14 protein-coding genes are annotated in these 12,612 nt (G+C 67.0%); 8 read left to right on the plus strand and 6 right to left on the minus strand.

Annotation, left to right across the window (positions count from 1 at the left end):
* Positions 1-93: 93 nt before the first annotated feature.
* Positions 94-1,035, minus strand: coding sequence for an electron transfer flavoprotein subunit alpha/FixB family protein (locus tag IAE41_RS12350; RefSeq protein WP_200733317.1), 942 nt, complete (start codon positions 1,033-1,035; stop codon positions 94-96).
* Positions 1,035-1,781, minus strand: a complete 747-nt coding sequence (locus IAE41_RS12355) for an electron transfer flavoprotein subunit beta/FixA family protein (RefSeq protein ID WP_032976362.1) — start codon at positions 1,779-1,781, stop codon at positions 1,035-1,037. Before IAE41_RS12355 ends, IAE41_RS12350 begins: the two co-directional genes overlap by 1 nt.
* A 277-nt stretch (positions 1,782-2,058) precedes the next feature.
* Between IAE41_RS12355 and rfbB the strand changes: the two genes are divergently transcribed.
* The 7 genes from rfbB (at position 2,059) to IAE41_RS12390 (ending at position 7,555) form a co-directional block, all read left to right on the plus strand.
* On the plus strand, positions 2,059-3,114 hold the full coding sequence (gene rfbB / locus IAE41_RS12360) for a dTDP-glucose 4,6-dehydratase (protein ID WP_200733318.1): 1,056 nt from the start codon (positions 2,059-2,061) through the stop codon (positions 3,112-3,114).
* Positions 3,115-3,128: 14 nt separating this feature from the next.
* A complete protein-coding gene (gene rfbA / locus IAE41_RS12365) occupies positions 3,129-4,016 on the plus strand; it encodes a glucose-1-phosphate thymidylyltransferase RfbA (RefSeq protein ID WP_200733319.1) in 888 nt (295 codons plus the stop codon).
* Complete coding sequence (gene rfbC, locus IAE41_RS12370) at positions 4,013-4,570, plus strand: dTDP-4-dehydrorhamnose 3,5-epimerase (RefSeq protein ID WP_200733320.1); 558 nt, start codon at positions 4,013-4,015, stop codon at positions 4,568-4,570. The genes rfbA and rfbC overlap by 4 nt, the downstream gene beginning before the upstream one ends.
* On the plus strand, positions 4,567-5,463 hold the full coding sequence (gene rfbD / locus IAE41_RS12375) for a dTDP-4-dehydrorhamnose reductase (protein WP_200733321.1): 897 nt from the start codon (positions 4,567-4,569) through the stop codon (positions 5,461-5,463). Before rfbC ends, rfbD begins: the two co-directional genes overlap by 4 nt.
* An 88-nt stretch (positions 5,464-5,551) precedes the next feature.
* Positions 5,552-6,283: a CoA transferase subunit A gene (locus IAE41_RS12380; RefSeq protein ID WP_200733322.1), complete on the plus strand. Its 732-nt coding sequence runs from the start codon at positions 5,552-5,554 to the stop codon at positions 6,281-6,283.
* Position 6,284: 1 nt separating this feature from the next.
* On the plus strand, positions 6,285-6,917 hold the full coding sequence (locus tag IAE41_RS12385) for a CoA transferase subunit B (protein WP_200733323.1): 633 nt from the start codon (positions 6,285-6,287) through the stop codon (positions 6,915-6,917).
* A gap of 50 nt (positions 6,918-6,967) precedes the next feature.
* Positions 6,968-7,555 (plus strand): alpha-ketoglutarate-dependent dioxygenase AlkB, encoded by a 588-nt coding sequence (locus IAE41_RS12390; protein ID WP_200733324.1) that lies wholly within the window; start codon positions 6,968-6,970, stop codon positions 7,553-7,555.
* A gap of 87 nt (positions 7,556-7,642) precedes the next feature.
* On the opposite strand, the gene IAE41_RS12395 is transcribed toward IAE41_RS12390, so the two are convergent.
* From IAE41_RS12395 to IAE41_RS12410, 4 genes are read right to left on the minus strand one after another with little or no spacing between them, the layout of a single operon-like run.
* A complete protein-coding gene (locus tag IAE41_RS12395; protein WP_200733325.1) occupies positions 7,643-8,284 on the minus strand; it encodes an ABC-type transport auxiliary lipoprotein family protein in 642 nt (213 codons plus the stop codon).
* Positions 8,281-9,207, minus strand: a complete 927-nt coding sequence (locus tag IAE41_RS12400; RefSeq protein WP_079220561.1) for an MlaD family protein — start codon at positions 9,205-9,207, stop codon at positions 8,281-8,283. The genes IAE41_RS12395 and IAE41_RS12400 overlap by 4 nt, the downstream gene beginning before the upstream one ends.
* A 3-nt stretch (positions 9,208-9,210) precedes the next feature.
* On the minus strand, positions 9,211-10,038 hold the full coding sequence (locus IAE41_RS12405) for an ABC transporter ATP-binding protein (protein WP_200733326.1): 828 nt from the start codon (positions 10,036-10,038) through the stop codon (positions 9,211-9,213).
* Position 10,039: 1 nt separating this feature from the next.
* Positions 10,040-11,161 (minus strand): ABC transporter permease, encoded by a 1,122-nt coding sequence (locus IAE41_RS12410; protein WP_200733327.1) that lies wholly within the window; start codon positions 11,159-11,161, stop codon positions 10,040-10,042.
* A gap of 92 nt (positions 11,162-11,253) precedes the next feature.
* Here IAE41_RS12410 and IAE41_RS12415 point away from each other — a divergent pair, with 92 nt between their 5' ends.
* Positions 11,254-12,513 (plus strand): threonine/serine exporter family protein, encoded by a 1,260-nt coding sequence (locus IAE41_RS12415; RefSeq protein ID WP_200733328.1) that lies wholly within the window; start codon positions 11,254-11,256, stop codon positions 12,511-12,513.
* Positions 12,514-12,612 lie beyond the last annotated feature (99 nt).

Raw genomic sequence — 12,612 nt, forward strand, 5'->3', positions numbered from 1 at the left:
AAGACGGTTGATCCGGGCCAGCGTCCATGCAAGCCATAAATTGCTTGGGAATGTCGCGTAATCCACTGATTACGCGACATTTTCCAGCGTGGTTCAGTGCAGGGCCGCTTCCAGCTCCGGCAGAATCGTGAACAGATCCCCGACCAGGCCGATGTCGGCGATCTCGAAGATCGGCGAATCCGCGTCCTTGTTGATGGCCACGATCGTGCCGGCATCCTTGATGCCGGTCAGGTGCTGGATGGCACCGCTGATGCCGACGGCCACGTACAGTTCCGGCGCGATGATCTTGCCGGTCTGGCCGACCTGCAGGTCGCTGGGCACGTAGCCGGCATCGACCGCGGCGCGCGAGGCACCGACGGCGGCACCGAGCTTGTCGGCCAGCTGGAAGATGACCTTGAAGTTCTCTTCCGAACCGACGCCACGGCCACCGGAGACCACGCGCTTGGCGCTCTGCAGGTCCGGGCGGTCGCTGGCACCGGCGGCCAGGCCGACGAAGCGGGTGTGCGCCGGCAGGGCAGCATCGACGCTGGCCGCTTCCACGGCGGCGCTGCCACCCTGGGCGGCTTCCGGCCACGATGCGGCGCGCACGGTGGCGACCACGATCTGGTCGGCCGGCGCTTCGACGGTGATGATGGCGTTGCCGGCGTAGATCGGGCGCTTGAAGGTGTGGCTGCCTTCCACGGCCATCAGGTCGGACACCTGGTTGACGCCCAGCAGAGCGGCAACGCACGGCATCAGGTCCTTGCCGAAGGTGGTGGACGGGCCGAACACGTGGCTGTAGCCCTTGGCCAGCTGCGCGATCTGCGGGGCCAGCACCTGGGCGATGGCCTGCGCGTTGGCGGCGTTGGCCACGGTCAGGACCTTGGCGACGCCGGCGATCTTCGCCGCTTCAGTGGCGACAGCGGCCGGGTCGGCGGCCAGCACCAGCACGTCGATGCTGGCACCGCTGATGGCGGCGGCGGCGCTGACGGTCTTGGCGGTGGCGGCGTTGAGCTTGCCGTCGTGGTGTTCGGCGATGACGAGAATCTTGCTCATTACAGCAGCCCCTTCTGCTTGAGTGCGGCAACCAGTTCGGCCGCGTCCTTGACCATCACGCCCTTGCTGCGCTTGGACGGCGCGGCGTACTGGGTGGTCTTGAAGGTATCGGCGGCTTCAACGCCGAGGTCGGCCAGCTGCAGGGTCTCCAGCGGCTTGGCCTTGGCCTTCATGATGTCCGGCAGCTTGATGAAGCGCGGTTCGTTCAGGCGCAGGTCGGTGGTGACCACGGCCGGCAGGTCCACTTCCAGCGTTTCCAGGCCGGCATCGACCTCGCGGGTGACCGTGGCCTTGCCGTCGGCAATGTCCAGCTTGCTGGCGAAGGTCGCCTGCGGGCGGCCCCACAGCGTGGCCAGCATCTGGCCGGTCTGGTTGGCATCGTCGTCGATGGCCTGCTTGCCGAGGATCACCAGGTCCGGCTGTTCCTTCTCGACCAGCTTTAGCAGGGTACGGGCCGCGGTCAGCGGCTGGATGGCCTGATCGGTAACGACGTGAATGGCACGGTTTGCGCCCATGGCCAAGCCATTGCGCAGGTGCGCCTGGGCATCCGCCGGGGCGATGGTGGCGACCACCACTTCGGTCGCGATGCCCTTGTCGCGCAGGCGCAGGGCTTCTTCCAGGGCGATTTCATCGAAGGGGTTGGGGGACAGCTTGACGCCGTCGGTGACCACGCCGGAGCCGTCCGGCTTGACCTGAATGCGGACGTTGTAGTCCACCACGCGCTTGTACGCGACGAGGATTTTCATCTGGTACTCGATCCTTGTAGTGCCGGCCGATGGCCGGCTCACAGTAACGGGAAACGTCCGGTCCTCGCACAGCAACCGGTTCGGGGGTGGGACCCCGATTCTAGCTGGCTTGGGGTGACCATGCGAATGCGTATGGTTTTGCTGCGATGCAGCAGAAAATGCCGCTGCCAAGCTGTCATTCACCGCTTGCTGGCAGTCGTGAAGGCACCTCCGATGTATCCTTTCCTGCTACCGGAGCGCCCCAGGCCGAGGTGAACAGTTAACAGGAGAACACGTAGTGCCCACATGGCTTGTCACCGGCGGCGCCGGATTCATTGGCGGTAACTTCGTTCTCGAGGCGGTCGCCCGCGGCATCAAGGTCGTCAATCTCGACGCGCTGACCTACGCCGGCAACCTGAAGACTCTGTCCAGCCTGGACGGCAATCCGGACCACGTGTTCGTGCAGGGCGACATCGGCGACAGCGCGCTGGTTGCCCGCCTGCTGGCCGAGCACCAGCCCGACGCGGTGCTGAATTTCGCCGCCGAAAGCCATGTGGACCGGTCCATCGACGGGCCGGGTGCCTTCATCCAGACCAACGTGGTCGGCACCCTGGGCCTGCTGGAAGCGGCGCGTGACTACTGGAAGGCGCTGCCGGCCGAACAGAGTGCGGCCTTCCGCTTCCTGCACGTGTCCACCGACGAGGTGTACGGCACGCTGGGCGAGACCGGCAAGTTCAGCGAGACCACCCCGTACGCGCCCAACTCGCCGTACTCCGCCTCCAAGGCCGCCTCGGACCACCTCGTGCGTGCGTTCCACCACACCTACGGGCTGCCGGTGCTGACCACCAACTGTTCCAACAACTATGGCCCCTACCACTTCCCCGAGAAGCTGATCCCGCTGGTGATCGCCAAGGCGCTGGCCGGCGAGCCGCTGCCGGTGTACGGCGATGGCAGGCAGGTGCGCGACTGGCTGTTCGTGACCGACCACTGCGAAGCGATCCGTACCGTGCTGGCCAAGGGCCAGGTCGGTGAGACCTACAACGTCGGCGGTAACTCGGAAAAGCAGAACATCGAGGTGGTGCAGGCGATCTGCGCGCTGCTCGATGCGCGCCGCCCGCGTGAGGATGGCCAGCCGCGAAGCAGCCAGATCACCTGCGTGGCCGATCGTCCCGGCCATGACCGCCGCTATGCGATCGATGCCTCGAAGCTGAAGAACGACCTGGGCTGGGAACCGGCCTACACCTTCGAGCAGGGCATTGCCTTCACCGTTGACTGGTACCTGGACAACCAGGAGTGGGTGAACGGCGTGCTTGACGGCAGCTACCGCCTGCAGCGCATCGGCACGGCCGCCTGAAACCAGGAGAGAACATGACGCAGCGTAAAGGCATCATACTCGCCGGCGGTTCCGGCACCCGGCTCTATCCGATCACCAAGGGCGTCAGCAAGCAGCTGCTGCCGGTGTACGACAAGCCGATGATCTATTACCCGCTCAGCGTGCTGATGCTGGCGGGCATCCGCGAAGTGCTGATCATCAACACCCCGCACGAACAGGCGTTGTTCCAGCAGCTGCTTGGCGACGGTTCGCAGTGGGGCATGGACATCCAGTATGCCGTGCAGCCGAGCCCGGACGGACTGGCGCAGGCCTACCTGATCGGGCGTGATTTCGTGGCCGGCAAGCCCAGTTGCCTGGTGCTGGGTGACAACATCTTCCACGGGCATGGCCTGACCGAAGTGCTCAAGCGGGCCGACAGCCGCGTGGACGGTTCCACGGTCTTCGGCTACTGGGTGAACGACCCGGAGCGCTATGGCGTGGCCGAATTCGACAAGGGTGGCAAGGTGATCGACCTGGTGGAGAAGCCGGAAAGCCCACGCTCCAACTACGCCGTGACCGGCCTGTACTTCTACGACGGCAACGCCAGCGATCATGCCGCCGAGCTGAAGCCTTCGCCGCGTGGCGAGCTGGAGATCACCGATCTCAACAAGCGGTACCTGGCCGACGACAACCTGCGTCTGGAAGCGCTGGGCCGTGGTTATGCCTGGCTCGACACGGGTACCCACCAGTCGCTGCTGGAAGCGTCCAACTTCATCGAGACCATCCAGACCCGGCAGGGCCTGCAGGTGTGCTGCCCGGAAGAAATCGCGTTTGGTCAAGGCTGGATCGATGCGGCTCAACTGCAGGCGCTGGCTGCACCGCTCATCAAGAATGCCTATGGCCAGTATCTGCAGAAGCTCTCGCTGAGGGGCGTTGTTCCGTGAAAGTGATCCAGACACGCCTTCCCGACTGTGCGGTCATCGAACCTCGTGTGTTCGGTGATGACCGTGGCTTCTTCTACGAGACGTGGAATGCCGGACGCTTTGCAGAGCAGGGATTACCCGCCCGGTTCGTGCAGAGCAACGTGTCTTCGTCTGCCCGCGGTGTGCTCCGCGGCCTTCATTACCAGTGGCCACGCCCACAGGGCAAACTGGTAAGCGTGTTGGAAGGGGAAGTGTATGACGTGGCGGTGGACATCCGCCGTGGCTCGCCGACGTTCGGCCAGTGGGAAGCGGTGATGCTGAGCGCGGAGAACAGGAGACAGTTCTGGATTCCCGAAGGCTTCGCCCACGGTTTTGCGGTGCTTTCCGAAACGGCGCTGTTCCACTATCTGTGCACCGATGTGTACGTCGCGGAAGCAGATGCGGGCATCCGCTGGAATGATGCCGACATCGCGGTGGATTGGCCGGTGAGCACGCCGACGCTCTCGGCCAAGGATGAGAAGGCCCCCTTCCTGAAGGACATCGCCGAAGACCGCCTGCCGGTCTACACGCCATGACCGTGCTGTTCGGCGGCAACGGCCAGGTCGGCCAGGAGCTGCTGCGCGCACTGGCCCCGCTGGGGCCGGTGGTGGCCACGACCCGCAGCGGCCAGCTGCCTGATGGCCGTGCGTGCGAGGTGGCCGATTTCGGCCAGCCCGACAGCCTGCCGGCGCTGCTGGATCGCCTGCAGCCGTCGGTGGTGGTCAATGCTGCCGCCTACACGGCGGTCGACCGTGCCGAGCAGGATGTCGAGGCCGCGTTCGCGGCCAACGCACAGGCGCCGGGCGTGATCGCGCGCTGGTGTGCAGCGCAGGGCGTGCCGTTCGTGCATTACTCCACCGACTACGTGTTCGATGGCCAAGGCAGCGCGCCCTACCGCGAAGACGATGCGACCGCACCGCTGGGCGTCTACGGCACCAGCAAGCGGGATGGCGAAGAGGCCGTTCGCGCCGCCGGTGGCCGCCACCTGATCTTCCGCACGGCGTGGGTGTATGCCTCGCACGGTGCCAATTTCCTGCGCACGATGCTGCGGGTGGGCGCCGAGCGCGACCACCTGCGGGTGGTGTCCGACCAGATCGGTACGCCGACTTCGGCCGCGCTGATCGCCGATGCCACCGCACAGGCGCTGCAGCACCCGGGGCAGCTGTCGGGCACCTGGCACCTGACCGCCAGCGGCCAGACCACCTGGCATGGCTTTGCCGAAGCGATTTTCGCCGAGGCGCTGGCCACTGGCATGTTGGCGCGCGTGCCGGCCGTCGAAGCGATTCCCAGTTCCGAGTACCCGACCCCGGCCAAGCGCCCGGCGTGGTCGGTGCTGGACAATCGCAGGCTGCAGCAGGATTTCGGCATCGTGCTGCCGGCCTGGCAGCACGGCCTCAAGCAGGTGATGGCAGCGATCGCCCGCGGTTGATTGCCCGCCGCAATTGCTGCGGCGCATCCCAGCCCATCGGCAGGGTCCGGCTAGAATGCGCTGATTCTTCCCCCGTAGGGCTGTAGAAATGGAACACGCAACTTCCAGCGGCAAGCGCAGCAAGCGCTTTGCTTCGGCGGCGGAGGCCCTGCAGGGCGTCATTGCCGATGGCCAGACCCTGGCCGTGGGCGGCTTCGGCCTGTGCGGCATTCCCGAGGCGCTGATCGCCGCCCTGCGTGACAGCGGGGCCAAGGGCCTGACGGTGATCTCCAACAACGCCGGCGTCGATGGCTTCGGCCTGGGCCAGCTGCTGGAAACGCGGCAGATCAAGAAGATGATTTCGTCCTACGTGGGCGAGAACAAGGAATTCGAACGGCAGTTCCTGGCCGGTGAGCTGGAGCTGGAGTTCAACCCGCAGGGCACCCTGGCCGAGCGCCTGCGGGCCGGCGGCGCGGGCATCCCGGCGTTCTTCACCGCCACCGGCTACGGCACCGTGGTGGCCGAAGGCAAGGAAACCCGCGAGTTCGACGGCAAGCACTACGTGATGGAAACCGCGCTGCGCGCCGACGTCGCCCTGGTCAAGGCCTGGAAGGCCGACGAGGCGGGCAACCTGGTGTTCCGCAAGACCGCGCGCAACTTCAACCCGGCCTGCGCGATGGCCGGCAAGGTCTGCATCGTGGAAGTGGAAGAGGTGGTGCCGGTGGGCGCCATCGATCCGGACCAGGTGCACCTGCCGGGCATCTACGTGCACCGCATCGTGCACAACGCCCATCCTGAAAAACGCATCGAACAGCGCACCATCCGCGCGGAGGGCAACTGACATGGCGTGGACCCGTGACGAGATGGCGGCACGTGCCGCCCGCGAACTGACCGATGGCGCCTACGTGAACCTCGGCATCGGCCTGCCGACCCTGGTGGCCAACCACATTCCCGAAGGCGTGGACGTGTGGCTGCAGTCCGAGAACGGCCTGCTCGGCATCGGCCCGTTCCCGACCGACGCCGAAGTGGACGCCGACCTGATCAACGCCGGCAAGCAGACCGTCACCGCGCGTGCCGGTGCCAGCTATTTCGGCAGCCATGACAGCTTCGCGATGATCCGCGGTGGTCACGTCAACCTGGCCATCCTCGGCGCCATGCAGGTGACCGACAAGGGCGACCTGGCCAACTGGATGGTGCCCGGCAAGATGGTCAAGGGCATGGGCGGCGCCATGGACCTGGTGGCCGGCGTGCAGCGCGTGGTGGTGCTGATGGAGCACACCGCGAAGAACGGCGAGCACAAGATCCTGGCCGAATGCTCGCTGCCGCTGACCGGCGTCGGCGTGGTCGACCGCATCATCACCGACCTGGCCGTGTTCGATGTGACCGACGACGGCCTGGTGCTGGTGGAAGCGGCGCCGGGCGTGGCCGATGACGAACTGAAGGAAAAGACCGGCGTGCCGTTCCGGCGTGCCTGAGTGAACGTGCGCGGGGCGCGTCTGCCGCCCCGCGCATGAGGACGACCGCGATGCTGTTCCCCCACGACCTGCCTGATGCCGACGTCCAGCACCTGCCGGGCTGGCTGCCCGCCGACGCCGCCGACGCGCTGCTGCCGGCCCTGCAGGCGGAACTGCCATGGGAGGTGCATCGCATCCGCATGTTCGGCAACTGGGTGGATTCGCCACGATTGAGCTGCTGGATCGGTGACCCGCAGGCGCGCTACCGCTATTCCGGCGCCGAGTTCGTGCCGCAGCCGTGGCCGCCACGGTTGCAGGTGCTGCGCCAAAGGCTGCAGGAGCAGGGCATCGGCGCCTTCAACAGCGTGCTGGTCAACCGCTACCGCAGCGGTGGCGACTACATGGGCTGGCACAGCGATGACGAACCGGAACTGGGGCCGTCGCCGCTCATCGCCTCGCTCAGCCTGGGCTCGGCGCGCCGCTTCCTGCTGCGGCGGCGTGAGGACCATGCGCGCAAGGCGGAATTCCTGCTCGGCCACGGCGACCTGCTGCTGATGGGTGGCAGCACCCAGCGCTTCTACCAGCACGCCCTGCCGAAGATGGCACGGGTGCAGGGCGAACGCATCAACCTGACATTCCGCTGGATCCAGCCGCGTTGAGCGCGCTCCGCCGGGCATGGCCCGGCGCTACCAGGATTGCACAAGGGGTAGCGCCGGGCCATGCCCGGCGAGCGCAGCGGACAGGGTTCAGCGCTTCATCGACGCTGCGTCGTTCTGCCCGCTGACCAGCGTCCAGCCCACCACGTCCTGCGCCAGCTGCTGCAGGCCACGCTCGAAGGCGGCAGCCACGGCCGGCACGTCGGTACTGCCCACCGGCTGCGCCTGGCGGAACGTGCGGTCAGCCACCACGCGCTGGTCGGTGGTGTGGATCAGCTTGGCGTTCACTTCGATCACCACCGTTGGCGTCGCCTGGCCTTGGTAGTCCGATTCGAAGCGGCGGATATCCGTGGCCAACTTGTAATCGGCGCGGATGCCGGCGGCGGTGCGTGCCACGCCACGCAGGCGGCCGGAATCCTCGAAGCCGCGCAGCAGGGTGTCTTCGATGATGTCGGTGGCCGGCTGTGCCCAGCTGGCGCCCTTGTAGATCTCCAGCTCCGACGGCGTCGGCCGCACGTTGATGCGCGGGCTGTCGACCATGCGCGCGGCGCTGGGCTTGGACACCACCAGCTGCCAGTCGGCCTGCGGCCAGCTCGGGTCCACCTTCACCTGCACCGCAGGCGAATACAGGGTGACCGGGTTCTTGTCGCCGCTGCCAAGGATCGAGCAGCCACCCAGCAGGGCGACGGCCGAGGCGGCCAGCAGCAGGCGCGGAAGGGTCATCGTGCTCATTTGGGTTCGAACTCCTTCGGTGCGTCGCGGCCCAGCAGGTAGCGCGCGGGGTTGTTCTCGAGGCGGTCGCTGACCCGGCGCAGGTCGCGGATCAGGCCGCGCAGTTCGTTCAGCGTCGGGCCCAGCTGGCCCAGGCCATCGTTGGCGAAGCTGTTGATGGCCGCACGGTTCTCGCCCAGGATCGAATCGGCATTGCCCGCGGCCGAATCGAGCTTGCCCAGGGTGGCGTCGAGCTTGTCGATGATGCCCGGCAGCTGCTGCACCAGGTTCTTGTCCAGGCGCTCGATGGTGCCGTTGGTGGTCTTCAGCGTGGTGTCCAGGCTGCGTGCGGCATCGCGCGCGCTCAGCAGCAGCGCCTGGGTGCCCTGGTCACGGTCAGCCAGGCCGCCGCTGATGGTTTCCAGGTTGGCCAGCGTGGCGTTGATCGAGGCGACGTTGCGGTCGCTCAGGATCTGGTCCATGCGCTCGACGATGCGGTTGGCCACATCGGTGATGTTCTGCAGGGCCGACGGCGTGGTCGGGATGATCGGCGCCGGATCCTTGTTGACGGTGGTCAGCGTCGGTGCCTGCGGCGTGCCGCCACTGAGCTGGATGATCGACGGGCCGGTCAGGCTGGTGATGGCTAGCTTGGCGCGGGTATCGGTCTTGACCGGGGTATTGGAGTTCAGGCGGATGCGCGCGACCACCTGGCGCGGGTCATCGGGCACCAGGTTCAGCTCGGTGATCGATCCCACCGCGATGCCGTTGTACTGCACCGGGCTGCCCACCGACAGGCCGGTGACCGCCTCGCGGAACACCACGCGGTATTCCTGCCAGGTGCGGTCGGAGGAGTACTTGGCCGCCCACAGGCCGAAGGCCAGCAGGGCCAGGCCGGTGATCAGGGTGAACGCGCCGATCAGCACGTAGTTGGCTTTGGTTTCCATGGCTCAGGCACTCTTGATCTGTTCGCCGCGCGCAGCACGCGCACGGGGTCCGTGGAAATATTCCTGGATCCAGGGATGGTCCAGTTTCTCGATCTCCGGCAGCGGCGCGTTGGCCACCACCTTGCGGTCGGCGATCACCGCCACCCGGTCGCAGATCGCATACAGCGTGTCCAGGTCGTGGGTGATCAGGAACACGGTCAGCCCCAGCGCTTCCTGCAGGGTCTTGATCAGGCGGTCGAAGGCGGCCGCGCCGATCGGGTCCAGGCCGGCGGTGGGTTCGTCCAGGAACAGCAGCGGCGGGTCCAGCGCCAGCGCACGGGCCAGGCCGGCGCGCTTGCGCATGCCGCCGGACAGCTGCGAGGGCAGCTTGTTGATGGCATCGGCAGGCAGGCCGGCCAGCTTCACCTTCAGCAGCGCCAGTTCGTAATGCCAGCGCTCGGGCAGCTCGCGGTGGTGTTCCTTCAGCGGCACCTGCACGTTCTCGCCCACGCTCAGCGAGGAGAACAGCGCGCCATCCTGGAACAGCACGCCGGTGTTGCGCTCGATGTGCAGGCGGCTTTCGGCATCGTCGGCGCGTGCATCACGGCCGAGTACCTCGATCTGCCCTTCGTCGGGCACGCGCAGGCCCAGGATCGAGCGCATCAGCACCGACTTGCCGGTGCCCGAGCCGCCGACCACGCCGAGGATCTCGCCCCGGCGCACATCCAGGTCCAGGCCTTCGTGCACGGTCTGGCTGCCGAAGCGGTTGACCAGCCCGCGCACGCGGATGGCCAGGTCGTGGCCCTGGTCGTCGTGCATCGCGGTGTCGGTATCGGTGTCGTGTGTGTTCATGTCACCAGTCCATGTGCATGAACCACAACGCCGCGAAGGCGTCGATGATGATGACCAGCGAGATGGTCTGCACCACGCTGGAGGTGGTGCGCTCGCCCACCGACTGCGCCGTGCCTTCAACTTTCAGGCCTTCCAGGCAGCCGATCAGGCCGATGATCAGCGCAAACACCGGCGCCTTGGACAGGCCCACCAGCATGTGCCGCACTTCCATCGTTTCGTGCATGCGCGCGATGTACATCTGCGGCGGAATGTCCAGGTCGAACGCGCCGACGGTGATGCCGCCGGCCAGGCCGGCGATCATCGCGATGAAGGTCAGCAGCGGCAGGGTCACCAGCAGGGCCAGCAGGCGCGGCAGCACCAGCAGGTCGACCGGGTCCAGGCCGAGCGTGCGCATCGCATCGATTTCCTCGCGCGCCTTCATCGCGCCGATCTGCGCGGTGAACGCACTGGCGGTGCGGCCGGCCAGCACGATGGCGGTCAGCAGCACGGCGAACTCGCGCAGGAAGGCGATGTTGACCAGTTCGACCACGTAGATCTCCGCGCCGAAGTCACGCAGGATGGTCGAGCCGAGGAAGGCGATGACCGCGCCGACCAGGTAGGACAGCAGCGCCACCAGGGGCACCGCGTCCAGGCCCACCTGTTCCATCTGGTGCACGGTGGCGGTCAGGCGGAAGCGACGCGGTTCCTTCACCAGCCGCGCGGCCTTCACCAGGTTCTCGCCGAGGAAGCTGCACAGCGCCTTGATGTTGTGGCCGGTGGCATGGACGCTGACGCCGAGGCGCTCGAGCGCGGCCAGCACGCCGAAATCGCGTTTGGGCCTGGGGCGGTCGTCGGCCACTTCCTCGATGGTGCACACCAGCGCCTGGTGGTCCGGGCGGAACTGCAGTGCCTGTTCGCCGAGGTCGGCACGATGGGCCACGCGCAGCACCTGCAGCACGCCGGCCGAGTCCAGCTGTTCGATGCCGGTGGCATCGATGCCGGTCAACGTGTCGGGAATGCCACGCAGCACCTCGGCCGCGTCCAGCGCGGTCTTCAGGGTCCAGTGCCCGGACAGGCGGATCAGCCCGGGATCGTGGGCGTCCTGTTCAAGCCGGGGGGCGTGGTTCGGGGTCATGGGGGCCATTCGGTTCGCAGCATAACCGTTTCGTCCTGCGCGCCGCGTCGAACCGGGATGAATTTCTCCTGCCGGGCCCCGCGTGGGTAATACTACGGCGCATGTCTGCAGACGCTCACACGATCCCCACGCCCCCGGCCACCTACGCACAGCGCGTGGCATTCGTATCCGAGATCGCCGGGCGCCTGCACAGCTATGGCACCACCGCACAGCGCCTGGAAACGGCCGTGGTGGCCCTGGCGCGCCAGCTCGATCTCGATTGTGAGCCGTGGTCCAACCCCACCGGCATCATCCTCAGCTTCAGCGACCCGGCGCAGGCCATCGGTTCCAGCGACATCACCCGGGTGATCCGCCTGGCGCCGGGCGAGAACGATCTGCACAAGCTGAGCGTGGCCGACCGCATCGCCGAGGAAGTGTCCAACGGCCGCATGAGCATCGCCCAGGGCCATACCGCGCTGCGCCAGCTGGACAAGGATCCCGGCCGGCGCGGCAAGCTGCGCACCATCCTGTCCTTCAGCCTGGGCGCGGCCGGCGTGGCCGGCATGTGGAAGCTGCCGTGGCTGGATATCGCCACCGCCGGTGTCATTGGTCTGATGATCGGCCTGCTGGGCATGGTCACCGACCGCCGCCCGGCCACCCGCGAGGCCGCCGAGGCGCTGGCCGCGCTGCTGGCCGGCATGGTCGCCACCCTGGTGGCGGCCTTCGTTGGCGCGCTCAACCTCAATACCGTCATCATCGCCTCGCTGGTGGTGCTGCTGCCCGGCATGTCGCTGACCAACGCGGTCAATGAACTGGCCAGCCAGCATTGGGTATCGGGCACGGCACGCTTTGCCGGCGCGCTGACCACCATCATGAAACTCAGCGTCGGCGCGATGATCGCGGTGACCCTGGCCGACGTACTGGGCCTGGAGCCGGTGATCCGCGCCTCGCGGCCGCAGGGGCCGTGGGTGGAATGGGGCTCGCTGCTGACCGCCGCCTTCGCCTTCGCCATGCTGTTCAAGGCCAATCGCCGCGATTATCCGTGGGTGATGGCGGCATCGGTGGCCGGTTATGCCATTTCCAAATTCGGTGGCCACGCCTGGGGCGCACCGGCCGGCATTTTCCTGTCCGCCATGCTGCTCACCGCCGGTGGCAATCTGTTCGGCCGCCTGGTCGGGCGCCCGGGCGCGATCATCCGCCTGCCGGGCATCATCATGATGGTGCCCGGCAGCACCAGCCTGCGCGGCGTGCTGACCCTGGTGCAGCAGCAGGACGTGGGCGCCGGGCAGAGCGTGTTCCTCACCGTGCTCAACGTGGTGATGGCACTGGTGGCCGGCCTGCTGTTCGGCAACCTGCTGATGCCGGCGAGAAAAACCCTGTAGGTGTGGACTGGTGGGTGTGGACCGTTGGTCCACACGCCCTGATGCCTCTGGTGGGTGTGGACCGTTGGTCCACACGCCTTGATGCCCTTGGTGGGTGTG

Origin of the sequence: Stenotrophomonas sp. S39 (genome assembly GCF_016624665.1) — a bacterium.
In the GTDB taxonomy this organism is placed as follows: domain Bacteria; phylum Pseudomonadota; class Gammaproteobacteria; order Xanthomonadales; family Xanthomonadaceae; genus Stenotrophomonas.

Bases quoted from the DNA above. Each gene is read 5' to 3' on its own strand.
- IAE41_RS12405 (WP_200733326.1), bottom strand. From the start codon at position 10,038: ATGAACACACACGACACCGATACCGACACCGCGATGCACGACGACCAG.
- IAE41_RS12355 (WP_032976362.1), bottom strand. From the start codon at position 1,781: ATGAAAATCCTCGTCGCGTACAAGCGCGTGGTGGACTACAACGTCCGC.
- IAE41_RS12390 (WP_200733324.1), top strand. From the start codon at position 6,968: ATGCTGTTCCCCCACGACCTGCCTGATGCCGACGTCCAGCACCTGCCG.
- rfbD (WP_200733321.1), top strand. From the start codon at position 4,567: ATGACCGTGCTGTTCGGCGGCAACGGCCAGGTCGGCCAGGAGCTGCTG.
- IAE41_RS12395 (WP_200733325.1), bottom strand. From the start codon at position 8,284: ATGAGCACGATGACCCTTCCGCGCCTGCTGCTGGCCGCCTCGGCCGTC.
- IAE41_RS12415 (WP_200733328.1), top strand. From the start codon at position 11,254: ATGTCTGCAGACGCTCACACGATCCCCACGCCCCCGGCCACCTACGCA.
- IAE41_RS12350 (WP_200733317.1), bottom strand. From the start codon at position 1,035: ATGAGCAAGATTCTCGTCATCGCCGAACACCACGACGGCAAGCTCAAC.
- IAE41_RS12385 (WP_200733323.1), top strand. From the start codon at position 6,285: ATGGCGTGGACCCGTGACGAGATGGCGGCACGTGCCGCCCGCGAACTG.
- rfbA (WP_200733319.1), top strand. From the start codon at position 3,129: ATGACGCAGCGTAAAGGCATCATACTCGCCGGCGGTTCCGGCACCCGG.
- IAE41_RS12410 (WP_200733327.1), bottom strand. From the start codon at position 11,161: ATGGCCCCCATGACCCCGAACCACGCCCCCCGGCTTGAACAGGACGCC.
- IAE41_RS12380 (WP_200733322.1), top strand. From the start codon at position 5,552: ATGGAACACGCAACTTCCAGCGGCAAGCGCAGCAAGCGCTTTGCTTCG.
- IAE41_RS12400 (WP_079220561.1), bottom strand. From the start codon at position 9,207: ATGGAAACCAAAGCCAACTACGTGCTGATCGGCGCGTTCACCCTGATC.